At 65.7% G+C, this 23,247-nt stretch carries 16 protein-coding genes; 11 read left to right on the top strand and 5 right to left on the bottom strand.

Annotation, left to right across the window (positions count from 1 at the left end):
• The first annotated feature begins 327 nt into the window (after positions 1–327).
• Complete coding sequence (nhaA, locus tag HCH03_RS00535) at positions 328–1,860, top strand: Na+/H+ antiporter NhaA (protein WP_221687943.1); 1,533 nt, start codon at positions 328–330, stop codon at positions 1,858–1,860.
• 72 nt (positions 1,861–1,932) lie between these two features.
• On the opposite strand, the gene HCH03_RS00530 is transcribed toward nhaA, so the two are convergent.
• The gene (locus HCH03_RS00530) at positions 1,933–3,606 is read right to left on the bottom strand and encodes an amidohydrolase (RefSeq protein WP_185903926.1); all 1,674 of its coding nucleotides are present in this window, start codon (positions 3,604–3,606) and stop codon (positions 1,933–1,935) included.
• A 353-nt stretch (positions 3,607–3,959) separates the two neighbouring features.
• Here HCH03_RS00530 and HCH03_RS00525 point away from each other — a divergent pair, with 353 nt between their 5' ends.
• A complete protein-coding gene (locus HCH03_RS00525; RefSeq protein WP_147581395.1) occupies positions 3,960–5,198 on the top strand; it encodes a hypothetical protein in 1,239 nt (412 codons plus the stop codon).
• 347 nt (positions 5,199–5,545) lie between these two features.
• Here the strand turns inward: HCH03_RS00525 and HCH03_RS00520 are convergent, their stop codons facing one another.
• Positions 5,546–5,935 (bottom strand): response regulator transcription factor, encoded by a 390-nt coding sequence (locus tag HCH03_RS00520; protein ID WP_185903924.1) that lies wholly within the window; start codon positions 5,933–5,935, stop codon positions 5,546–5,548.
• A 422-nt stretch (positions 5,936–6,357) separates the two neighbouring features.
• On the opposite strand from HCH03_RS00520, the gene HCH03_RS16525 reads away from it, so the two are divergent.
• Positions 6,358–7,842 carry a helix-turn-helix transcriptional regulator gene (locus tag HCH03_RS16525; RefSeq protein ID WP_281421032.1) on the top strand — a complete coding sequence of 495 codons (1,485 nt, stop codon included), beginning with the start codon at positions 6,358–6,360 and terminating at the stop codon, positions 7,840–7,842.
• Positions 7,843–7,869: 27 nt separating this feature from the next.
• Here the strand turns inward: HCH03_RS16525 and mscL are convergent, their stop codons facing one another.
• Positions 7,870–8,331 carry a large conductance mechanosensitive channel protein MscL gene (gene mscL / locus HCH03_RS00510; protein WP_080144051.1) on the bottom strand — a complete coding sequence of 154 codons (462 nt, stop codon included), beginning with the start codon at positions 8,329–8,331 and terminating at the stop codon, positions 7,870–7,872.
• Between the two features lie 389 nt (positions 8,332–8,720).
• Here mscL and HCH03_RS00505 point away from each other — a divergent pair, with 389 nt between their 5' ends.
• The 3 genes from HCH03_RS00505 to HCH03_RS00495 all read left to right on the top strand — a co-directional run bounded on the left by HCH03_RS00505 (position 8,721) and on the right by HCH03_RS00495 (position 13,433).
• Complete coding sequence (locus HCH03_RS00505) at positions 8,721–10,130, top strand: isochorismate synthase (RefSeq protein WP_221687942.1); 1,410 nt, start codon at positions 8,721–8,723, stop codon at positions 10,128–10,130.
• 137 nt (positions 10,131–10,267) lie between these two features.
• Positions 10,268–12,175, top strand: a complete 1,908-nt coding sequence (gene menD, locus HCH03_RS00500) for a 2-succinyl-5-enolpyruvyl-6-hydroxy-3-cyclohexene-1-carboxylate synthase (protein ID WP_368042395.1) — start codon at positions 10,268–10,270, stop codon at positions 12,173–12,175.
• Between the two features lie 391 nt (positions 12,176–12,566).
• The gene (locus tag HCH03_RS00495; protein WP_221687940.1) at positions 12,567–13,433 is read left to right on the top strand and encodes an alpha/beta fold hydrolase; all 867 of its coding nucleotides are present in this window, start codon (positions 12,567–12,569) and stop codon (positions 13,431–13,433) included.
• A 63-nt stretch (positions 13,434–13,496) separates the two neighbouring features.
• On the opposite strand, the gene HCH03_RS00490 is transcribed toward HCH03_RS00495, so the two are convergent.
• Both HCH03_RS00490 and HCH03_RS00485 read right to left on the bottom strand, forming a co-directional pair.
• Positions 13,497–14,054 (bottom strand): TetR/AcrR family transcriptional regulator, encoded by a 558-nt coding sequence (locus tag HCH03_RS00490; RefSeq protein ID WP_221687939.1) that lies wholly within the window; start codon positions 14,052–14,054, stop codon positions 13,497–13,499.
• Between the two features lie 134 nt (positions 14,055–14,188).
• On the bottom strand, positions 14,189–15,214 hold the full coding sequence (locus tag HCH03_RS00485; protein WP_221687938.1) for a hypothetical protein: 1,026 nt from the start codon (positions 15,212–15,214) through the stop codon (positions 14,189–14,191).
• 259 nt (positions 15,215–15,473) lie between these two features.
• Here HCH03_RS00485 and menB point away from each other — a divergent pair, with 259 nt between their 5' ends.
• The 5 genes from menB to HCH03_RS00460 all read left to right on the top strand — a co-directional run bounded on the left by menB (position 15,474) and on the right by HCH03_RS00460 (position 23,234).
• Positions 15,474–16,313, top strand: coding sequence for a 1,4-dihydroxy-2-naphthoyl-CoA synthase (menB, locus tag HCH03_RS00480; RefSeq protein ID WP_080144045.1), 840 nt, complete (start codon positions 15,474–15,476; stop codon positions 16,311–16,313).
• 57 nt (positions 16,314–16,370) lie between these two features.
• A complete protein-coding gene (gene menC, locus HCH03_RS00475; protein ID WP_221687937.1) occupies positions 16,371–19,184 on the top strand; it encodes an o-succinylbenzoate synthase in 2,814 nt (937 codons plus the stop codon).
• A gap of 101 nt (positions 19,185–19,285) precedes the next feature.
• On the top strand, positions 19,286–20,848 hold the full coding sequence (locus HCH03_RS00470; protein ID WP_246599415.1) for a basic amino acid/polyamine antiporter: 1,563 nt from the start codon (positions 19,286–19,288) through the stop codon (positions 20,846–20,848).
• Between the two features lie 362 nt (positions 20,849–21,210).
• The gene (locus HCH03_RS00465) at positions 21,211–21,789 is read left to right on the top strand and encodes a xanthine phosphoribosyltransferase (RefSeq protein ID WP_221687936.1); all 579 of its coding nucleotides are present in this window, start codon (positions 21,211–21,213) and stop codon (positions 21,787–21,789) included.
• A complete protein-coding gene (locus HCH03_RS00460; protein ID WP_221687935.1) occupies positions 21,786–23,234 on the top strand; it encodes a uracil-xanthine permease family protein in 1,449 nt (482 codons plus the stop codon). Before HCH03_RS00465 ends, HCH03_RS00460 begins: the two co-directional genes overlap by 4 nt.
• Positions 23,235–23,247: the final 13 nt, after the last annotated feature.

Here is a 23,247-nt window from a genome sequence, read left to right as displayed (position 1 = left end):
GGCGCAGAACCTCCTTCTCCGGTGTTTTGGGACGTGCAAGAAAGGCCGACGAGCGCCATGGCCGCCAACGCGGCGCATGAAACAACGAAGCGTCCGATACGTCCCAGCATGGCAGCCTCCTTCAACCTATTGATATCGTAGGATATTACTGCGATCGAGCTTCCTCGGCGGCCGGCATTCTAAAATGTAACTAAAATAACAACATTTATATACAAGACACGTTCAATGCCGATACTAACCGGTTGGGCCTGAGAACGAGAACCGGAAACTCTCTGACGTTACCGGGCCGTGAGGGCTCTGAAGCCGGTTTTTCCGTATACTGGCACCATGACCGAGACTTACAACGATAAGCATGCCGCACAGGATACGGCTTCCGACGGAGGCGCGGCAGCGGACGCGCCCGACGGAGCGCGGCCCCTTCGACAGCCTGCCGACGGCGCCTGCCTGACCGGCGATCCCGCCTGCTCGCCCACCGAGCGCATCCTCGAACCGGAGGTGCGGCACCATCATCGCCGCAGGCGCAAGTTCCTCGAGTTCACGCACTCGTCCACACGCGCGACCATGCTCATGCTGGCGGCGGCCGTGGCGGCCCTCGTCATCGAGAACACGCCGGTGCTGCCGTACTTCGCCTCGTTCTGGCACGATTTCGACCTGGGCTTCTCGCTGGGAAGCTTCGCGCCGCACCTGTCGTTGGAGCATTTCATCAACGACTTCCTCATGGCCATATTCTTCCTGTTGGTGGGCCTGGAGATAAAGTTCGAGCTCACGGCGGGCGAGCTGCGCAACCCGCGCAAGGCGTTGCTCCCCATCTTGGGCGCGGCCGGCGGTGCCGTGGTGCCCGCTGTCGTGTACACGGTGGTGAACGCGGGCAGCGGTTTCGAACAGGGCTGGGGCGTTCCCATGGCGAACGATATCGCGTTCTGCCTGGGCATCTTGGCGCTGCTGGGCAGCCGCGTTCCGGCGGGGTTGCGCTCGTTTTTGTCCACGCTCACCATCGCCGACGATATGATCGCCATCCTGGTCATCGCGGTGTTCTACACGGCCGACCTCGATATCGCGTGGTTGGTGGGCGGTTTGGCGCTGTTCGCCGGCGCGCTCGTCATCAACCGGCTGCACGTGTACGACCTCTGGCCGTACGTGCTCATCGGGCTGGCCATGTGGGTGTGCTTCCTGCTGTCGGGCGTGCACGCCACCATCGCGGGCGTGCTGCTGGCGCTGGCCATACCGGCGCAATCGCAGGTGAAGCTCGACCGGGCTCCGGGCTGGTTCGCGGCGCGGGCGCGCAAGGCCGACGAGCGCTACGATCCCGGCGAGCCCGACATCGTGCAGAAAGAGTACCTGGCGGAGCTCGACGAGATCGGCCGCGTGTCGCGCATGGCCATCCCTCCCATCACGCGCCTGGACTACCGCCTGCACATCCCCGTGTACTTCGTCATCCTGCCGCTGTTCGCGTTCTCGAACGCCAGCGTGGTGCTCGTGGGCATGGATCCGCTCGCCGTCATCACGAACCCCGTGACCATCGGCGTGTTCTGCGGCCTGCTGTTCGGCAAGCCGCTCGGCATCTTCCTAGCCACGTGGCTTACCGTGAAACTGCGCCTGAGCGATCTGCCGAAGGGCGTGGGCTGGGGGCATATCGCCGGCGTGTCCGTGCTGGGCGGCGTGGGCTTCACCATGGCCATCTTCGTGACGAACCTGGCGTTCGTCGACCCCGGCACCATCGCCGTGGCGAAGGCGGCCATTCTGGCGGCCTCGCTCATCGCCGGCATCGCGGGCTTCTTCGTGCTGCGCCACGTGACCGACGACGGGGATGCGGAAGAGACGGTTGCCGACGAGGAAGCGGCGCGGGAAAGCAAGGCGTGACGCCGCGAGAAAAAAGAGCGCCTTGGCCGCGGCGGGCCAAGGCGCTCTGCGCGGTGCGATGCGAGCGAGGGGCTAGGCCTCGTACACCACCTTGCCGCCGAGCACGGTCGTGGTGACCTGCGCGTCGCGGATGTCGGTCGGATCGTCGGACGCGAAGCAGTCGCGGTCGAGGATGGCGAAGTCGGCGAAGTTGCCCACCTCCACCGAGCCCATCTTGTCGTCGTCGTGGCTGAAGAACGCGGAGTTCTTCGTCCACATGATGAGCGCCTGGATAGGCGTGACCTTCGACTCGTCGCCCTTGGAGAGCGTCTTGCCCGTCGTCTCATCGAGGCGCGTGACGGCGTAGTACATGCCGAGCATCGGGCTGGGGGACACCACGGGCGAGTCGGAGCTGCCGCCGGCCAGGATGCCGTTCTTGAACATGAGGCCCGGCGACTGGAAGCGCTCGACCTGCTCGGGCCAGAACAGCGGCTCCTCGCCCATCTGGGACACGAGCGTCGGCTGCAGGCACACGCCCACGCCCAGCTCCTTCATGATGGGCCACTGGTCCTCGTAGGGCAGCTGGTAGTGGATCAGGTAGTGGCGCAGCTCCTTGACCGGGCGGATCTTGTTCGCTTCCTGGAACGCGTGCAGCGCGCGGTCCTCGCTCATGTCGCCGATGGTGTGGATGCCGAACTGCCAACCCAGCTCCGTGGCCTTGCACACGAGGGCGTCGATCTCCTCCTGCGTGTAGATGGTGTCGCCGTAGTAGCCGGGGCGCTGGCGGTACTCGCGGCGGTTCATCGCGGCGGTGAAGGCGGCGGTGATGCCGTCGAGCGTGACCTTGCAGCCGTTGAGCTTGAGCATCTCGTCGCCGAAGCCGGTGACGCAGTCCATCTCCTCGAGGCGGCGCAGGTTGTCCTCGAAGGAGCCGAACTGCGGGTCGAGGTAGAACATGAGGTTGGCGCGGTAGCTGAGCTTGCCCTGCTTCCTGGCCTCGTTGTAGATGTGCATCTGCTTGTAGTTGAGGTTCGCGTCGATGGCGCTCGTGATGCCGAAGGAGTTGAGGCGCTGCCCGATGAGCACGAGGCTCTCGAGGTGCTCGTCGTCGGTCAGTGCCGGCTTGGTCTTGAGCATGGGCTGGAGCGCGCCGTTCTCGTACAGCAGGCCGTCGAGCTCGCCGTCGTCGTAGTGGCCGATCTCGGCGCCTTCGGGCTGCGGCGTGTCCTTCGTGTAGCCGCACGCCTCGAGCGCGAGCGAGTTCGCGGCGATGGTGTGCACGGACATGTGCAGCAGGAATACCGGGTTGTTCGGGGCGACCTCGTCGAGCTCGCGGCGCGTGATGACCTCCTGGCTGTCCTCCCAGATGAGCTCGTTCCAGCCGTCGCCCTCGATCCACACGCCGTCGGGGGTGTTCGCGGCCTTCTCGGCCACGGCGTCGAGAATGGCCTGGCGGCTCGTCACGCCGTTGAAGTCGAGGTTGAGCATTTGCTCGCCGGTCCACTTGCAGTGCATGTGGCACTCGACGAAGCCCGGGGTGAGGATCTTGCCGGAGGCGTCGATGACCTGGGTGTGCTCGCCGATGAACCGCTGAACGTCGGCGGCCGTGCCCACGGCGATGACCTTGCCGTCCTTGGCGGCCACGCCGCCGTCTTCGATGATGGGGAAGTCGGTCTTGCCTTCCTTGACCTCGTCGCAGGTGATGGCGACGGTGTAGATCTTCGGATGCTGGATGACCAGATCGGCCTCGGGATACCACGTTTTCATGATGGGGCTCTCCTCTTCCGTTGTCGCTGTTCGCGAAAAAGCGGAAAGGACGTTCGCCGGCCTGCGACCGTGAAGCCGCATCGCCCGACAGCGTCTTGAAACCCTTGTATCATCCCCGTCGCACAGCATAGGAAAAAACGGTGCGGCGCGCCACCGTCCGGAAGGACGATATCGCGCGGGATTATCGTACTTTCGGCCGATTCTCAGCGGCCGGAGAACTAGGGTAGGATGTGCCCAAGCCAATCCTTCCTCGGTCCATCCATAGCGTGCAGAAACGACAGGCGCGATGCGCCGCCCTTTTCGTCGGGGGTTCTGCGCGGTTCTATTCATCGGATACGAGAGAAGGTGCCCTCGTGGAAAATACGATTGCCGACGCGGATACATCCGTCGTCGCTGAAACGCCCGCTTCGTCGAAAGCGTCCTCGACGGCAGGATCGCGCAAGGAGATCTTGCCGGCGTTCTGCATCACCGTCGTCGCGGCCATCGCCCTGTACGCTCTGATGAGCTACGTGCAGCCGATGCTCATGAACAACGACTTCATCTATGACTTCGGCACCATGATGACCGGCTGCATCGAGGGATCGCCCCTCTATCGCGTGGCCTGGTTCTTCGCCGACTTGACGGAAGGCTCGTTCATCGCGGCGCTTCCGGCTTCCATCGGCATGATCATCATGGGCTTCGTGGCCGCCGCCCTTGAGCGCAAAAAGTCGGCCCATGCCGGCACCGGCGTGGCGGGCAACGGCCACATCTTCACCACCATGTTCGTGACGACGTGCCTGTCGCTCATCCTAGGCCAGCTCATCTACGGCGGCCTGTTCGCCAGCGGCTGGATCCCCACGTTCGCCACCGTGCTCACCGTGCAGGTGTTCGTGATCTTCTACGGCGCCGACCTGAAGAAGGTGGCAACGTCGCTCATCTTGGGCACGCTCGTCACCTGCCCGGTGTGCTACGCCCTGCTCTACGGCATCGTGTCCCCGCTGGGTCTGCCGCTGTTCATCGCCGTGTCCGCCGGCGTGGCCGTCGTGGTGCCGCTCTGCTCGCTCATATTCCGCCTCATGCCGTGGATGACCATCCCGGCGCCGGCCGAGGCTCCCAACCCCACGGACCAGAACAAGAGCAAGTTCTTCGTGCACCAGATCTTCGGCGACATCGGTCAGCTGACCATCTGGGGCAGCTCGTGGGCGACCATCGGCATGTACGTGGGCGGCATCGTGTCGTGGATCATGAACCCGCTGCATCCCGCCTACGGCTCCGGCAACTTCCCGCTGCTCATTCTGGTGCAGGTGGTCACGGGCGCGCTCGCCATCCTCATCTGGTACCCGAAGTGGAAGAAAACCGGCATGGCCTTCACGTTCGCCGGCATCGTGTTCGCTTCCGCCATCGTGAGCACCTATCCGCCCAGCTGGGCCATCGTCATCCCCACCATTCTCATCGGCGCCGTGGTGTTCGCGCCGCTGGTGGAGTGGGTGCTCAAGGTGTTCCGTTTCAAGGGAACCTACCACCCCATCTGCCTGATACAGGTTTCCATCTTCACGGTGTGTACCGCATGGTCGTTTGCGGTCATGTACCTGGTCATGCCGATGCTCGCTTAAGCCTACTCGGTCGAGGCGCGCCCCGACAGCGCGCCCGACATTTCTACCCCCGAGCCCCCGCCGCCTTCAGTCCCCGCGGCGGGGGCTTTTGGCTTTTGGGGAGGAGGACGCGCGGGGCCGTGCGTTCGCTGGCGGGGGGGGGTCAAAGGCGCCACGACGCGCGCCCTCCGAGGTTGCCTCGTAGGGCAAGGGCTCTGCCCTTGCCGGCAACCCGCAAAACGCTGTTTGTTGAGCGACAAGGGCAGAGCCCTTGCCCTACAGGGTGGGGTCGGGTAATTCCGATGGCTGAGTGGAAAGCAGTGGGCGCGCGGTCTTCTCGGGCGGCCTCGGATGGCCGGGCGAAAGGTTTAGCGGGCGGTTTCGTGCAGCAGGGCCACGAGCGCCGTGCGGTTCGCTACGTGAACCTTGGCGAAGATGTTCTGGATGTGGGATTTCACCGTGGAGAGGCTGATGCACAGGCGAAGGGCGATCTGCTCGTTCGTGAACCCTTCGGCTATCAGCTGCGCGACGTCGCGCTCGCGTGCCGTGAGGGCGGACAGAAGGCCGCTCTGCTGTGGGGAGGAAAAGTCAGCGCTTTGGGCACTCCGCTCGCTCTGCTCGAAAAGCGGGGTGACGCGGACGGTGAACGCGCAGGCGTCGGTGGGATCGTCTTCCACCTGCATGCGGAAGCAGAGGCCTTGGGCGTTCGTGAAGTCCAGATAGCGGTCTTGCCCTTGAGCGGGGGTCTGGCTTGCCATGTCGAACGACGCCTCCCTTCATGGGGTTTCCCCTCCTTCGGGAGCGACCCGAAGGAGGGGAAGGGGGTGACACTTCGGTTTCCGCTTTCTTGCGAAACTTCAGCTTGAAGCATTAGAAACCTAACGTGAATGATGCGCTCATGTTCATGCCCGTCCCCTGTTCACCTCCTTGCCACGTTCCTTCCTCGGAAATGCCGGGCATGGCGCATGTGCTGACTCGCATCATGAGATTTCACGAAGGCGAACGCCATCCTCCACCAGAGGTGGTTTGTCTCGACAAGGCATCTCACCCCTCATGTATTAGATGCTTTTCGATAAGTATTAGGTATACTCGCCGTGAAGCGCGAAGGGGGCAACGCGTTTGTTTCCGCGGTCCTCCATGCGCTCGCTCATGCGAGGCGATTGGTTATCGGGGGGCCAATATGGAAGCAGAGGGCGTTCATCGCGGAGGCATACGCAAGGTTGTCCACGACGTGCGCGAGCAGCCGACGCTGTTCGTGTGTTTCGTCGGATATCGGACGTTCGCTGCCCTGCTGTTCATAGAGGGCTTTTTCTTTCCCGACTCGTTCCAGGTGGCCGGTTTCTCCTTTTCCATGATCGTTCCGTTCATGTTCGTTTGCGCGTGCGTGTGCCTGTTCTTCGCGTTCCGGTTCAAGAAGATCAAGGTGTTCGACAAGAACGGATACCTGTGGTTCCTCGTCACGAGCATGACCCTGGGGATATTCTTCCTCTTTATGGAAACGCATGCGGGGATAGCGAACGAGCCGTTCAGATTCGCGGCGCTGGCGCTGGGCATGGTCATGCTGGCCGTGGGCACGATGGGCATCCATATAGAGTTGGGGCGTATCTTCGGCATGCTGGGGGTGACGCCTACGCTGACGTTCGGCATCGCGGCCGCGCTCGCCACGGCGCTGTTGGCGCTGGGTATCTCGTTTCTCGATCCGTGGGTGAAGTGGGTGATGGCTTTCGTGCTGCCCGCGTTCATCGTTTTGACGTTCTACCTTTCGAAGGCGCAGGCTTTTCCCGATCAGAAGGTGCTGTATCGCGAATCGACGAACGACCTGCTCATACCGTACCGCTTTATGGCCACGTCCATCACCCAGGGGCTCGCGCTGGGCATACCGCTGGGCTTCATGAGTTTCTCGGGCGCCTTCGTTCCGATGCCCGATTCCGCGGGGTACTTCCTTGCGGCGCTGCTGGCGTTGCTCGTGGCCATGGTGCTGCAAATGGACTTCAACCGCTCCATCTACCAGATAGGGTTCCCCTTGGCGGGGCTCGGGTTGCTGGCCGTGGGGGTGCTGGGGCCGTCGTCCGTGGCGGCGGGCGTGCTGCAGACGACCGGCTTTCTGTATCTCGACCTGGTGCTGTGGGCGCTGGGGTCGTACCTCATCAAAAGCTGCGACCAGCCGGCCACCTGGGTTGCCTCGTGTCCCAGCACGGCGTTGATGACGGGTCGGGCGCTCGGCGTGGTGATAGGCAGCGTGGCCTTGCAGGTTTTCGTGAACTCGGAGCAAACCATCATGTTCTTCTGCGTGCTGGCTTTCCTAGTGCTGTTCGCCGCCTTGCTCCTCACCAACAACGCGAACATGCGCACGGGATGGGGCTTCGTGCGCCCCGGCAACCCCGACGAGGAAACCGACATCTTCCGCACGTGCGAGGTTATCGCGCAAGACTACGGTCTGACGCAGCGTGAGCTGGAGATCATGCACAGCGTGATCTTGGGCAAGACGCGCAAGGAGATAGGGGAGGAGCTGTTCATCACGCAGAACACCATCAAGACGCACCTGCACAACCTCTACGGCAAGATAGACATCCACTCCGAGAGCGACCTGAAGGCGTTCGTTGCCAAGCGCGAGAAGATGTTCTCCACCGAAGGGGAGGCGCCGCTTCCTCCCGAAGGACAGTGACGCGCGCTCGGTGGTCGCCCTGCGGCCTTACGCCTTCGCTGGCGTTTTGACGACGGGTGCGGCCGGGGCGGGCAGCTCGGCCGTGCAATGCGGGCAGCGCGTGGCGCCTTCCGCCACCTCTTCCAGGCAGTACGGGCAGTGCGGGGCCTCCTTCTCGTCGGCCTGCTTGCCGCGCGTGGCCAGCGAGCGCGCCTTGTTCAGGGCCTTCACGATCAGGAACACCACGAACGCGATGATGACGAACTGGATGACGGCGTTGATGAAGTTGCCGTAGGCGATGGCGGAGTTGCCGGCGCCCAGCGGCAGGTACAGCTTCATGTCCGAGAAGTCGATGCCGCCGGTGAAGGCGCCCACGAGGGGCATGATGAGGTCGCTCACGGCCGAGTTCACGATGGCGGTGAACGCGGCGCCTATGACCACGGCCACGGCCAGGTCCATCACGTTGCCTTGGTTGATGAAATCTTTGAACTCCTGGAGAAACTTCCTCATAGCGGGCCTTTCGCGTACGGCTGGTTGTTGGCCCAGTATAGAGGTCGCCGAGCGCGTGCGCAAAACTTCCACGGAGTCGTTGACGATCCTGCATCTGGTTCGAGCGCGTCTTTGGCGCTCCGTTCGGGATGGCGGCAGGAGGAGGCCCGCTCGGGCACGGATCGGGCAATGATTCTCGAACGGCCGATTCGGGTGCGTGCTTGCCGACGTCCTGCGGTTCGGCGCGTGCGGACGGGTATACTATACCGTCGTGCGCATGGCGGCGGCGCGGGGCGGTTTCCTGGCGGCTTCGGTGCGTTCATAGGCAGGGCGAAGACCAGGGTGCCGTGCGCGGCGCCCGATTGCGAACCAGCGCGGCGCACGAGGCGGCTTGAGCGGTAAGGAGAACCATGACCAGGATATTCTCGCATACGCGACCCATCGATGCCGATATCGTCGACGCGTTCTGCGTGCTGCAGAAAGGCTTCACCGACCAGTTCGTCTACTACGACAAGCGCCGCGCGTGCCGCTATATGGGGCTCGGCCGCTGCATCGCGCTGCCGACGCTCGACGATGCCGAAAGCGAGCTGGAGGGTCCGGTGGACCAGCCGCCCGTGTACTTCTCGTTCAACCGTTTCGACGCCGAGAACCCTGCGCCCACCGACGAGCTGTTCGAGGCGTTCCCGCGCTTGAAGTTCATGCTGCCGGAAATCGTGCTCATCGAGAACGAGCGCGGAACGCTGCTGCAGGTGAACTCGCTCGGGCCGGTGTACGCGGGGCGCATCGAGCGGTTCGCGCGCCAGGCGCTCGCCGCGCCGCCGCGCCGCCGCCAGAGCGTGCCGTATTCCGTCGAGCCCGACTCGCGCGAGGCGTGGCGCGCGGCCGTGGGCGCGGGACTGGCCGCCATCGAGGCGGGGCGCGTGGACAAGGTGGTGCTGTCGCGCCGCCAGCGGCTGGTGGCCGAGCGGCCTTTTTCGTCGAAGGACCTGTTGGTGAACCTGATAGACGGGCCCGCGCGCGGCACGGTGCTGCTGTACCGCTACGCCGACGTGTTCTTCTGCGGATGCACGCCCGAGCTGCTGGTGCGCAAGACGGGCAACGAGCTGGAGAGCATGTGCCTGGCGGGCACGTGCCCGGCCGGCGCCACCGAGGCCGACCGGGAGCGGCTGGCCTCCGAGCTCATGGCCGATCCGAAGAATCGCGCCGAGCACGACTACGTGGTGCGGTTCATCCGCGAGGTGTTCCGCCGCACGTGCTACGACGTGGACGTTCCCGCCGAGCCGGGCATCCTGCCGCTCACGCACGTGCAGCACCTGTGCACGCCGGCGCGGGCGCGCATCTTGGAGGGCGTCGATTTATGGGAGATGAAGGGCGACCTGCATCCCACGCCGGCCGTGGCCGGCACGCCGGTGGGCGAGGCGAAGATGCTCATCCGCTCCATCGAGGCGTACAATCGCGGCTTCTTCGCCGGCGCATGCGGCTACGTGGACGGCGACGGCGACGGCGAGTTCTCGGTGGCGCTGCGCACGGGCGTGTTCGACGGCGAGATCGGCTGGGTGTACGCGGGCTGCGGCATCGTGGCCGGCAGCGTGGCCGATGACGAATACGACGAGATAGGCATGAAGCTTATGACGGTCCTCTCCGCTTTCAACGGAGAGGACGACGCCGACGCTGCGGCTTCCCCTGGCACCCGATCTGCGGCCGCTGTCGGAGGCTCGCGTACGGCAGTACGCCACGCCTCCGCCATCGACCCCAGCTCGGGCGCCATGGAAACCCTCGCTGACCTTACGAACGACCAGCGCGTCGGAGGTGCCCGATGAGCGCCGATCCCGCGGTCGGCGCCCGCCGTCCTGATCCCGGCGCTCAGCCCCCCGCCTGTCATCCTGAGCGGAGCGCGCAGCCCCCCACCTGTCATCCTGAGCGGAGCGCGCAGCGCGGAGTCGAAGGATCCCGCGCGGTGCCAACCAGCACGGCCGGCGCCCTGTTTCTGGGTGCGTTCTTCGACGAGCTGACGCGCTGGGGCGTGCGCGAGGTGGTGGTGAGCCCGGGATCGCGGTCGACGCCGCTGGCGATGGTGGCCTACGAGCTGGCGCGCCGCCACCCAGAGCGGCTGCGGCTGTTCGTGGACGTGGACGAACGTGGCGCCGCCTTCTTCGCGCTGGGGCTGGCGAAGGCGAGCGGGCGCCCGGCGGCCCTCGTGTGCACATCGGGCACGGCGGTGGCGAACTACTATCCGGCGGTGCTGGAGGCCGAGTCGTCGCGCGTGCCGCTCGTGGTGCTGACGGGCGATCGCCCGCCGCGCCTGCAGGGCCTCGGCGCGCCGCAAACGTGCGACCAGCTGAAAGCGTACGGCGACCACGTGCGCGCGTTCCGGCAGATGCCGCTGCCCACCTCCGACGACGCGGCGCTCGCGTTCGCCCGCCAAGCGGCGCGCGAGGCGTGCATCGCGGCGGGCGGGGAGAGCGACGCCGCAGGAGTTTTGGCGACGGCCAACGGACCGGGCGTGGCCGCCCAGCCCGTCGTGGGCCCCGCGCGCATCGCGGGCGCGTGCGAGGGCGGCCCCGTGCATTTGAACTTCCCGCTCGACGAGCCGCTCAAGCCCGACCTCGCGGTCGAGGGGCTGTTCGAGGCGGTCCGCCGCGACGGCGGGCCGCGGGTTATGGGCTCTGCCCTGTTGCTTGATCCGCAGGAGGCCGCGCGCGTTGCCGCGCTCTTCGAAGGCCGCCGCGTTCTCGCGTTTGCGGGCGAGGGCTCGTGCGCGACCGAGCTCGAAGCCGCCCGCGTGCTCGCTTGGGCGGCTTCGTATGACGTTCCCTTGCTGGCCGACCCGCTGTCGGGGTTGCGGCGCTTCGGGTCCTCCTTGGTCATTGACAACTACGATTCCGTTTTGGGCGCGGGCGGAAGCGCGGCCGAAGAGCTGGTCCCGCAGGCGATCGTGCGTTTCGGACGCTATCCCGTTTCCAAGAAGGCCACGCAGATGGCGGCCTCGGGGCATGCGCTGCAGATCGTCGTGGATCCGTTCGAGACACGCGATTTCAACGCCGCGACCGATGTTTTCGTGCGCTGCAAGCCGATCGAATTCGTCGATGCGCTGTGTCGGTTGCGCGATGTGCGGTCGATTGCCCCCGAGTCCGACAGCGGTCGGGCTCGCGGCGAGGCAGGATTGGAGCAGCAGGCATTCGCAGACGCTTGGATCGCTGCCAACGACGCCGCCTGGGCGCGCATTGCGGCAGTGGACGACGTGGCGGAAGGCTTCGAAGGCGCGTTCGTCCGCCGCGTGGTGGAGCTGGCTCCCGAGGGGTCGTGCCTGTTCGCGGCCAATTCCATGAGCGTGCGCGCGCTCGACACGTTCTACCTCAAAGGCGGCCGGCCCCTCGCCGTGCTGTGCAACCGCGGCTTGAACGGCATCGACGGCACGGTGTCCACGGCCTTGGGCGCGGCGCAGCATTTCGAGCAGACCACGCTGCTCACGGGCGACCTTACACTGCTGCACGACCTGAACGCCCTCGCGCTCCAGCGCGAGCTGCGCGTGCGGCGGGAAGCTGCAGCCGCGCGCGGCGACGGCGCGCCCGGTGCGGCGCCGAGCATCGTCATCGTGCTGCTGAACAACAACGGCGGCGGCATTTTCGACATGCTGCCCCAGCAGTCCGACGACCCGTACTTCGAGCGTTTGTTCCTCACGCCGCAAGACGTGGACTTCGGTGCGGCGGCCCGCGCGTTCGGCGTGCCGTATCGGATCGCGAACACGGTTCCGACGTTCGACGAGGCGTACCGCGAGCTTTTGGGAACGCCCGGCATCTCGCTTATCGAAGTGCGCGTGCCGCTTTCCGGGTTGAAGGGCCGCTATGCGCCCTATTGGTCGTGATCCAAGCGTCGTCGGATGTCGGATGCCGTGCGCGAAGCGCCGCCTGGTCATGGGCGGCCGTGCTCCTGCTGGCTCATTTCGCAGTTGGATGCCGTGCGCAATGCGCTGGGGGTGCGCGAATCTTCGCCTTCGGTTCGGCTGCGCTTTGCGCGATAGGGAATCGCGATTTATATATAAGTTATATGGTCATTGATAAAAACGAAAGGCATGGCAGCTTGTTTCGGAAGCGCACTATTCAAATGGAGAAGGCAAGCATCTGATCAGGACTTTTGATTTCTTTCGAACTGTCGGTCTGCGGAGCTTTTAGAATTTCAGCACGTTTAATTACCATAGCTTCGAATTTTGTCCACCTCTCGTCCGCGCGAGCGCGGGCCGAACCGAGAAAGGTCGCATGATGACGAACCGGGAACGCTTCTTCCGACACGGCGACGTGCGCTACCGCTATCTCGTTTGGGAAGGCGATGCCGCCGAAGTCGCGCCCGTCGTGTTGCTGCACGGTTTCGCGCAGAGCGCCGACAGCTGGGACGACGTTGCCAAGCTTCTGCGTCGCAGGCGCCCCGTCGTCGCGCTCGATCTCGTGGGGCATGGTGGTAGCGACCGACCCCAGGACGCGCGCCTTTTCCGGCTCGACCGGGCCGCCGATGCCCTGGTCGCTTTCCTTGAGCATGTGGCAGGCGAACGCGCCGTGCCTTCGGTGCCCGTGGCGGGCTACTCCATGGGCGGCCGTGTCGCGCTCGCCGCTGCCATCGAAGACCCTCGCCCCTTTGCGGCACTCGTGCTGGAAAGCACGGGGCTCGGGCCCGCCAGCTCCGAAGAACGCGCAGCCGCGCGCACGCGCGACGTTGCGAACGCCGCCCGCCTCCGAGAGCAGGGCGTCGAAGCGTTCATGGGTGCTTGGGAGCGGCTACCCCTGTTCGCCACGCAGCGCGAGCTGCCGCCCGACGTGCGCGAGCGCCTTCGTGCGGGCCGCCTGGCGAACGACGCCGAAGCCCTCGCGCGCTCGTTCGAGGAGGCGGGCCAGCATGCCATGCCCGGTCGGGATGCCGTGCTCGATTGCTTGGGTACCTTGCGGGATGCCGAAGTTCCGGTCTTGTACCTGGCCGGCGCGCTCGATGAGAAGTATTGTGCGCTCGCGGAGCATCTGCGCGAATCCAACGTCTGCGCGACGCGCATCGTGGAGGGCGCCGGCCACAACGTGCACCTCGAGGCGCCCGAGGCGTACGTGCGCGTTCTCGAGGATTTCTTCGCCTGCGTATAGCCATGCTTCCTGTCGGGCGGGCTCGATGCGCGAAGCGGGAAGATCGAGGCGCCGGCTGCCGCCTCAGGCGTGCGGCGTGGTGAGCTTCATGAGGGAGTCGGCCCGGGCCTTCACTTCGTCGACGTCCATGCTGGGGTACTTGAACAGCCAGAGCCTCACGATGCCGACCCACCCCGAGGTCACGTAATGGAACAGGAACTCCACGTCGCTTTCCGCCATGTCCGGGTTCGCCTGCTCCCAGCTTTCATGGTACGTGACGTACAGCTGGTCGAGCACGCGGTCGATAAGGTTTCCCTCTCCGCGGTTCTCGAACACCGCCTTCGTCACCACGCGGTGCTCGGCGACGAAGTCGATGATGGCCGACGAGATGGCGTACACGTCGGGGGGCAGCTCTGCAAGGCGCTCGCCCAAACCTGCGAACAGGTCGTCCTGCATGGCAAGGAGCAAGGCGAACGGGTCGGAATAGTACTTGTAGAACGTTTTGCGCGATATGCCGGCGTCGTTGCAGATCTCGCTCACCGTGATGTCGGATACGGGCTTGTCCTGCAACGCGCGTTCGAACGACGAGAACAAGCACTGCTTGGTGTAGCGTTGCCGGGAATCTTTCGGTTCGACGTACATCGGGTCTCCTCGCTCGAGCGGTCGCGCTTGCGCTGTTGAGCATTATAGTACGACTTCCCGGGCTTCTCTCCCAAGGTGGCGGCCCAAAAACAGGTCTTTTCCTCGCATGGCCGAACCGCCGATACCGGCGCGAGCTACAAGCGGGCGGGAGAACGGCGCGGCCGCCTGCGAGCGACCACGTTTCTGCACTGGCGGTTCGCCCATGCGAGGAAACGCAGGACGCGCTCGCGCTCGACGAACTTGAGGGTGAGGGCAGCCGGTGCGCGCCGCTGGTGCACGAGCTCGGCGTATTCCGACAGCGAGAACGCGTCCACCTCGAACCGGCCTTTTAGAAACGCCGTTGCCGAGCAGCCGAAAGCGACGTGCGGCGTTCCGGGCCGATTCCGCCCGCGTTCGGGACGCTCGCCCCGCGCGACGATGCGTGCCGAACAGGGGCGAATGGACGCGTGGTTGGCGCCGCGGGAGAACGCCCGATCGATGTCGTGCTGCAACCGGGCGACCGTCTGACCGGGCTCTCCGAACGCGAAAGCCGCAGACACCGTTTCGAACGGGATGCCTCCCACAACCGCAAGCGCCCGTTCCAAAGAGCTCCCGGTCGAAGGGAGGGCGTCTTCGAGGGCGTAAGCGCCGCTCGCCACGACGACGAGGTGCCGAACGCCCGCCCGGCGAAGCGCCTGCAGGTTGCGCGGCGTCGCGTCGGCGGCCCGCAGCTCGAACCCGATGCCCTCGGTTATCTCGAAGCGCCGCTCGACCGCCTGCACCAACTCGAGCAGGCCTCCGTCGAGCAGGCGGGCGGTGCTTCCGCCGAAGTGAAGGGTGGTGATCCGCTTCTTCGCCTCGCTGCCTGCGCAGCGCGTGCGAAGCGCTCCGTTTCTCGCGGCCTCGCGTGCCGAGAGGCTGATCGGCGCGCGCCAGGAGGACGAGCCGACGGCTTCGATCTCCCGCGCGAGCGCGCTCACGCAGGCGGCCGTTTCGCTTCCCTCGTAGGCGGAACGGCGTCGACGGCGGTCGCGGTCGGACGCGTCGGGGGGAACGTGGACGTACAGCCCCAGGTTCTCGACGTCGGCGTAGTCGAAGAGCGAGCCGCGTTCCTGCGAGAAGCAGCGCAGCTTCACCGATCGGTTCAGGCAGGTGCGCGTCAGCGTAGCGGTTGCGTCCATGGTCAGCCTCCTCCGTCTCGCCTTTCCCTGTATTATAGAATAATGTATCTAAATAAACAATAGTCTATAAATTTAGCTATCGGAATAGGCGGGAACGCGGCGGAGGCTCATGTTTTCGTTGACTGACCTCGTTTCTTTTCGGGAATATTCTGCGTTCGGTAGCTCGCGGCCGCGCGGCGCGGTAGTATATGCTCATCCTACCGAACATCTTCCATAGCAGGCGTGCTCGGACGTTCGGGCGCGCGATGAAAGGACGGCCATGGGCGAAACCGCGTGGCAGGCGGGCAAAGCGTATCGCGAGATCATCTACGAAACCAGCGACGGCATCGCCAAGATCACCATCAACCGACCGGAACGGCGCAACGCGTTCACGCCGCTCACGGTGAACGAGCTGTACGACGCGTTCACCGTCGCGCGCGACGACGCGGAGATCGGCGTCATCATCCTCACCGGCGCCAACCACGGCGGCCGCCACGAGGACGAGGCGTTCTGCTCCGGCGGCGACCAGAAGATACGCGGCAACGGCGGCTACGTGGGCGAGGACAACATCCCGCGCCTGAACGTGCTGGACCTGCAGCGCCTCATCCGCGTGGTGCCCAAGCCCGTCATTGCCATGGTGAACGGCTACGCCATCGGCGGCGGCCACGTGCTGCACATCCTGTGCGACCTGTCCATCGCGGCCGAGACGGCCAAGTTCGGCCAGACGGGCCCGAAGGTGGGCAGCTTCGACGCCGGTTACGGCGCGGGCTACCTGGCCAACATCGTGGGCCAGAAGAAGGCCCGCGAGATCTGGTACCTCTGCCGCCAGTACACGGCCGCCGAGGCGCTGGAGATGGGCCTGGTGAACAAGGTGGTTCCGTTCGAGCAGCTCGAGGCCGAATGCGTGAGCTGGGCGCGCGACATGCTGCGCCTTTCCCCCACGGCGCTGCGCTTCATGAAGGCGTCGTTCAACGCCGCCACCGACGGGCTGGCGGGCATCCAGCAGCTGGCGGGCGACGCGACGCTTTTGTACTACACCACCGACGAGGCGAAGGAGGGCCGCGACGCGTTCAAGGAGAAGCGCGCGCCCGATTTCACCCAGTTCCCGAAGTTTCCCTAGGATTCAGATCGCGCGCCGGTGCGAGCGGGCGCGCGGGAAGGCAGTAGCAGACAGGCGATGATCAGCGCATTCGAAAGCATGGTTCGCCGATACCCGCAGAGGACGTGCTTCACGTACGTAAACGAAGCGGGCGACGAGGCGCCGTACTCGTACCGCGAGGTGCGCATGCTTGCGGCGGCGCTCGCCCGCCATCTGCAAGCGCGGGGCGTGCAGCGCGGAGACTGCGTTGCGGTCGATTTGCCGAACTGCCCTTTGTACGTGCTGCTCATCCTGGCCGCCGCCTACGGAAGCTTCACCATCGTGGCCGTGAACAACCGGCTCGCCTCGGGCGAGAAGCTCAGCCGTCTGCTGGAGCTGGAACGCTGCTTGGGGTCGCGTATCGCGGTGCGCGTTGACGAGGAGGACGCGCCGCGGCTGCTCGACCGCGCCGCCGCGCTGCTTGCGGGCGAGGACCGGTACGACCCGCACGCCGCCCATACGGCGCGCCCGAGCTTCACCGCGCGCGCCACGGCTGCCACGGCCGCGCCGCGCTCGTCGCGCGGTTTGGGCCGCGTGACCTCGAACCGCGCAGCGCGGCGTCGGCGCGACGAAACGCAGCGGCAGGATGCGCTCGAGGAGATCATCCACTTCGCCGAGCGGTCCGCGCATGTGTTCGACGCGAAAACGCGGGCGCTCGTCATGTTCACGTCGGGAACGACGGGCAAACCGAAGGCCGTGCCGCTTTCCTGGGACCAGCTCTGCCGCGCCGCCGAGGCTTCGAACGCCGCGCTCAACACTCCGGGCGTCGGCATGTGGCAGGCGGCGCTTCCCCTGTACCATATCGGGGGGTTCCAGGTGATCGTGCGCAGCCTGCTGGGATGCGTGCCGTTCATACTCTACCGTCGCTTCGACGCGGCGCGCCTGCTGGGCGACGCGGCGCGCTCCCACGTCACCCACGTGTCGGTGGTCGACAAGATGCTGCAGGATCTGCTGAACGAGGACGAAGCGGGAACGTTGAAGGACTATCGCTGCATCCTGCTGGGCGGGGCCGCGTCGAACCCGCACACGCTTGCGCGCGCCACGGCCGCGGGAGCCCGCGTCTTCGCGAGCTACGGCATGACGGAGACGTCGAGCCAGATAGCCCACGCGCAGGTCACGACATCGTTCGACGGCGGGCTGCGCCTGCTGCCGGGCTACGAGGTGCGCATCGTCGATCCCGACGAGCACGGTTTCGGCCGCTTGGCCGTCAAGGGGCCCGGGGTGTTCGAAGGGTATTTGAACGCGCGGGCCGCCTACACGGTGGATGGGTTCTTCCTCACGGGGGACACGGCTGCGTTGGGCGCAGGGCGGCTCTACGTGAAAGAACGCACGGCCGACATGTTCGTGTCGGGCGGCGAGAACGTCTATCCGGCCGAGATTCGCGACAAGCTCGTGCGGGTGCCCGGTGTGGCCGAGGCCTACGTGTTCGGCGCGCCCGACGCCGTTTGGGGGCGCCGCCCCGTGGCGTTCGTCGAGCGGGAGCGCACCGCCGCACCGCTGCGTTCACCGGCCGCCACGCCACAGCAGTTCGCCGCCACCGTGCGCGCCAGCCTGAGCACGCGCTTGTCGAAGCTCTACCAGCCCCGGTGCATCTGCGTGCTCGACGAGTTCCCGCGCACGGGCGTGGGGAAGATCGACCGCGCCGCGCTTCAGGCGCTTTACGAGCAGCGTATAGAGGTCGTGCGCGTGACGCTGTACCGCATACGCCTGCCGTTCGCGCGCCCGTTCAGAACGGCGAAGGGGTTCTTGCGCGATCGCGAATCCGTCATCGTGGAGGTGGAGGACCACGCCGGACGCGTGGGTCTGGGCGAGTGCGTCGCGTTCGCGACGGATTGGTATTTGCCCGAAACGCTCGACCAAGACGTGCATGCCATCGAAAGCGCGCTCGCGCCCCTGGTGCTGAGCGAGGTGTACCTGCATCCCTCCGAGGCCAGCGCTTCGTTCGCCTCATGCGCCGAGGCGGCGTCGTTCCCGCTCGCGCAGGGCGCGCTCGAGCCGGCGCTGTGGGACCTTTACGGCAAGATCGTGGGCAAGCCGCTTTGGCAGCTCATAGGCGGCACCGCGCCGAAGGGCTCCGCGGCCGGCCAGGCGTCCGTGCCGGCCGGCGCCGTGGTGGGCGTGGGCGCGCCGCCCGAGACGGTGGCTGCCGTGCAGCGTTGCGTGGAGGCGGGCTACCGGCGCGTGAAGCTCAAGGTGGCTCCGGGCGCTTCGCTGGCTGCCGTGAAGGCGGTGCGCGAAGCCTATCCGCAGCTCATGATCACGCTCGATGCGAATCAGAGCTTTGCGGAGCGCGATCTGGACGAGTTGCGGGCGCTCGACGAATGCGGTGCCGCCTGGATCGAGGAGCCGCTCGATCCGCGCCGCCAGCCCGGCGTCGGGCCGACCGACCTGTTCGATCGTCTCGTTCGCCTGCAGCGCAGTTTGGCCACGCCCATTTGCCTGGACGAATCCATCGTCCGCCCGCACGACCTCTCTCGGGCGTTGCAGCACCCCGAACTGCGCTGCTACGCGCTCAAAATCGCCAAGATGGGCGGCGTGCAACCGGCGCTCGACTTCCTCCGTCTCGCGCGTTCGCGCGACCTCACCGTGTGGATGGGCGGCATGTACGACACCGGTGTGTCCAAGCGCCTGCACGCCGCGTTCGAAACACTGCCCGGCGTCGAGGCGCCCGGCGACATCGGAGCCACGGCCCGCTACTTCGCCGCCGACGTCACCGACCCGCCGCACACGGCCGAGCGCGGCTTGGTCACGCTCAACCGCGCGGGGCACGAGCACGGCCTGGGCTGCGACCTCAACCGCGCCACCTTGGCCGGCGTTCTGGTTGATCGAAGGGTGATCGAGCGCCCGCGCTGACGTCCTCGTTAACGGCATTCAAAATATTGCATAACGCTCTGACGTAATACAGGTCGGTGGGGTATTATGGTGCGGTCAACCCGACGAGGAACGGTGGTTTCATGAGCGCTTCCGCATCGCACCAATCCGCATCGACGGCCCAGGCGAGCCCTGCGGTTGCGCCGACCGCATCCACGGCAGAAGGCGGCCTCGACGTCGAATCGGGCTCCGGATCGCCGGGCATTCCCCAGCCGCAGGGCGGATTGGGCATATTTCGCCTCGTCACCACCGTCATCACGCTCATCATCGGCGGCGGCGTGTTCACGCTGGCCGGCGACCAGGCGGCGGGCGGCGCCAGCGGCACGGCCATTCTCACGGCGTGGGGCATCTCGGCGGTGGGCGTGTTGTGCCTCGTTCTCACGTTCTTCGCGCTCACGCGCATCAAGCCGCAGCTCAAGGGCGGCATCTACAGCTACGCGAGCACCGGCTTCGGCGATTTCCTGGGCTTCAACAGCGCCTGGGGCTATTGGATCAGCGCGCTTCTGTGCACGGTGAGCTTTTCGGCGCTGCTGTTCGGCGCGCTGTCGTACTTCTTCCCCATCTTCGGCGGAGGGAACAACCTGCCCTCCATCATCGGCGCCAGCTGCCTTATCTGGTTCTACGTGTTCCTCGTGTCGCGCGGTATCAAAGAGGTCACGGGCGTCAACGCCGTCATCACCATTTCGAAGATCGTCCCCATCTTCGTGGCCATCACGGCCATCATCCTGTTCCAAAAGTTCGACCTGGGCATCTTCATGGCGAACCTTGCGACGGGCGCCGAGCCCGGTCTGCCGTTCTGGGACCAGGTGAGCGGCACCATGATGGTGACCATCTGGGTGTTCGTGGGCATCGAGGGCGCGGTGGCCATCTCGGGCCGCGCGAAGAAGGAACGCGACGTGGGCAAGGCCACGGTCATTGCGTTCGTGTGCGTGCTCACCATCTACCTGCTGGTCAGCGTGCTTTCCATGGGCGTCATGCCGCTGTCCGAGCTGGCCGAGCTTGAGAACCCGGCGCTGGCGGGCGTCATGGAGGCGGCCGTGGGGCAGTGGGGCGCCATCCTCATCAACTGCGGCGTGGTGCTGTCGCTGGTGGGGGCCATGCTGGGCTACACGGTGCTGTCGAGCGAGTCGCCCTACGAGGCGGCTGAGCAGGGTGTGTTCATCAAAGCGTTCGCTAAGACGAACAAGAAAGGCGCCCCCATCGTCACGCTCGTGGTCACGAACGTCATCATCGAGGCGTTCCTCGTCATCATGCTGTTCTCGGACAGCACGTATCAGTTCTTCTACACCATCTCGGCCGGCATGATCCTGCTGCCGTACCTGCTGTCGGCGGCGTACTTCGCGAAGCTCACGTTCACGGAGCCGCAGGCGTTCAAGGGCAAGCTGGGCGGCAGCATCGCGCTGTGGCGCGTGTTCGGCATATTCGGCGTCGTGTACAGCTTCTTCCTGGCGTTCGCCAGCGGGGCGGTGGGACTCACCATCATGTCGCTTTTGTACGCGCCGGGCATCCTCATGTACATCAAGGGGAAGAAGGAGCGCAACGAACCGTACCTGCGCAGCACGCTGGACAAAGTGGTGGTGTTCATCATCTTGGCCGCCGCCGTGGCGTCGGTCGTGCTCATCGTAACCGGACAGGTTGTGCTGTAGGCTTCGGCAGGGGCGTATGCTGGCGGTGCGCGCCATGCGTGAGCTGCGAGGGTTCCGCACCGGTATGAGTGGCATAGCCGAAGGAATCTGCCACAATGCTGGGCGAGCCGCAGGGAGCTGCTAACTCCCCACGACTCTAAGAATCGCTTCGGCGGTTTGGATTTATGGGTGGCGCTCCTTCCCCCGGTGGGTTAGGAGCGCGTCTCCCCAACGCCGACGCCTTTCGTGCCTGTTCAGGCAATTGACCCGTTCCCAACGGCGCGCGCGTCCTTTACACTGTCCTCCAGAGGTTTGGTCCGCCGCGCGCGGAGCGTGCGGGCGGTGGGCTTGAGAGACGGATCGCGGACGACGGAGGCGGGAACGTGGAGCAGTTGGAGGAGCGCATCAGGCGCGACGGGGTGGTGAAGTCGGGAGGCGTCCTGAAGGTAGACAGCTTCCTGAACCACCAGTTGGACATCGACCTGTTCGACGCCATGGGCGCCGAGTTCAAGCGCCTGTTCGCCGATGCGCCCGTGACGAAGATCCTCACCATCGAGGCGTCGGGCATCGGCATCGCCTGCGTGGCCGCCCGCCACTTCGGCGTGCCCGTGGTGTTCGCGAAGAAGGCTCAGAGCATCAACCTTGACGGAGACATGTACACCACGCGCATCCAGTCGTTCACGCACGGCCGCGTGTACGACGTCATCGTGTCCAAGAAGTTCCTGGGGCCGCACGACCATGTGCTCATCGTCGACGACTTCTTGGCGAACGGCTGCGCGCTCAACGGGCTCATCGAGCTCGTCGACGAGGCCGGCGCGACCGTGGAGGGCATCGGCATCGCGGTGGAGAAGGGCTTCCAGCCCGGCGGGGCCGAACTGCGCGATCGCGGCTACCGCCTGGAATCGCTCGCCATCGTGGACGCCATGAACCCGGACACCGGCGAGATCGAGTTCCGCCGATGAAGCAGTTCAAGCACGAGGAGCTGTTCAAGCTCGACGGCGACATCCCCCTGCTGCGTGCCGTTCCCTACGGCATCCAGCACATCCTGGCCATGTTCGTGGCCAACCTTGCCCCCATCGTCATCGTGGCTGGCGTGGCCGGGCTCGGGGCCGACCAAACGGGCACGCTCATCCAAAGCGCCATGCTCATTGCGGGTATCGGCACCCTCATCCAGCTGTTTCCGCTGTGGCGCATCGGCTCGGGGCTGCCCATCGTCATGGGCATCAGCTTCACGTTCGTCACGGTGCTGTGCGGCATCGTGGCCACGTACGGCTACAGCACGGCCATCGGCGCCATCATGGTGGGCGGCGTCATCGAGGGCGTGCTGGGCTTGTTCGCGAAGTACTGGCGGCGCATCATATCGCCCATCGTGGCGGCCGTCGTGGTCACGTCGATCGGCTTCTCGCTGCTGGGCGTGGGCGCCACGTCGTTCGGCGGCGGCAGCGGCGCGCCCGACTTCGGATCGCCGCAGAACCTGGTGCTGGGCACCATCTCGCTCGTGTCGTGCTTGGTGTTCCAGGTGCTCGCGAAGGGGAAGACCAAGCAGCTTTCCGTGCTGTTCGGCCTGGTGATAGGCTATGTGGTGGCGCTGTTCATGGGGGCGGTTGACTTCAGCGGGTTCGCGGACCTGCAACTGTTCGCCCTGCCGCAGCTCATGCCGTTCACGCCCGAGTTCAACGTGGGCGCCATCGTGTCGGTCACGCTCATCTTCCTCGTGTCGGCAACCGAGACCATCGGCGACACGTCGGCGCTGGCCATGGTGGGCCTGAACCGCGAGGTGCGCGAGAAGGAGCTCACCGGCTCCATCGCCTGCGATGGCTTCGTGAGCTCGCTGTCGGCATGCTTCGGCTGCCTGCCTATCACGTCGTTCTCGCAGAACGTGGGTTTGGTGGCCATGACGAAGGTCGTGAACCGCAAGGCCATCGCCACCGGCGCCGTCATCATGGTGCTGGCGGCGTTCCTGCCGGTCATCAGCGTGCTGTTCTCGTCGCTGCCCGAGGCGGTGCTGGGCGGCTGCACCATCATGATGTTCGGCAACATCATCGTGAGCGGCTTCCAGATGATCGCGCGGGCCGGCTTCACGCAGCGCAACATCACCATCGCGGCGCTGTCGCTGGCCGTGGGCATCGGCTTCACGCAGGCGTCGGCCCTGTTCGCGGTGTTCCCCGAGATCGTGCAGAGCGTGTTCGCCGAGAACTGCGTGGCCGTGGTGTTCCTGGTGGCCGTGGTGGCGAACCTCGTGCTGCCGCGTGAGGCGAAGGTGGACGACGCGCGGGCGGGGGAGCGCACGGACGATCGGCCGGGAGAAGAGCCCGCAGCCGTGCAGGCTGCAGGCAGTGAAAACGTCGCGTCTCCGATGGACGCTCCGGCGCTCGACGTCGACGAGGGCGATCTGGCGCGCGTGTAGCACGCCGTAGGCT

The sequence above is a fragment of the Gordonibacter massiliensis (ex Traore et al. 2017) genome (assembly GCF_019731765.1).
GTDB lineage: Bacteria > Actinomycetota > Coriobacteriia > Coriobacteriales > Eggerthellaceae > Gordonibacter > Gordonibacter massiliensis.
Note: the sequence above shows the minus strand (reverse complement) of the source record. Positions and strands in the feature narration are given on the sequence as shown.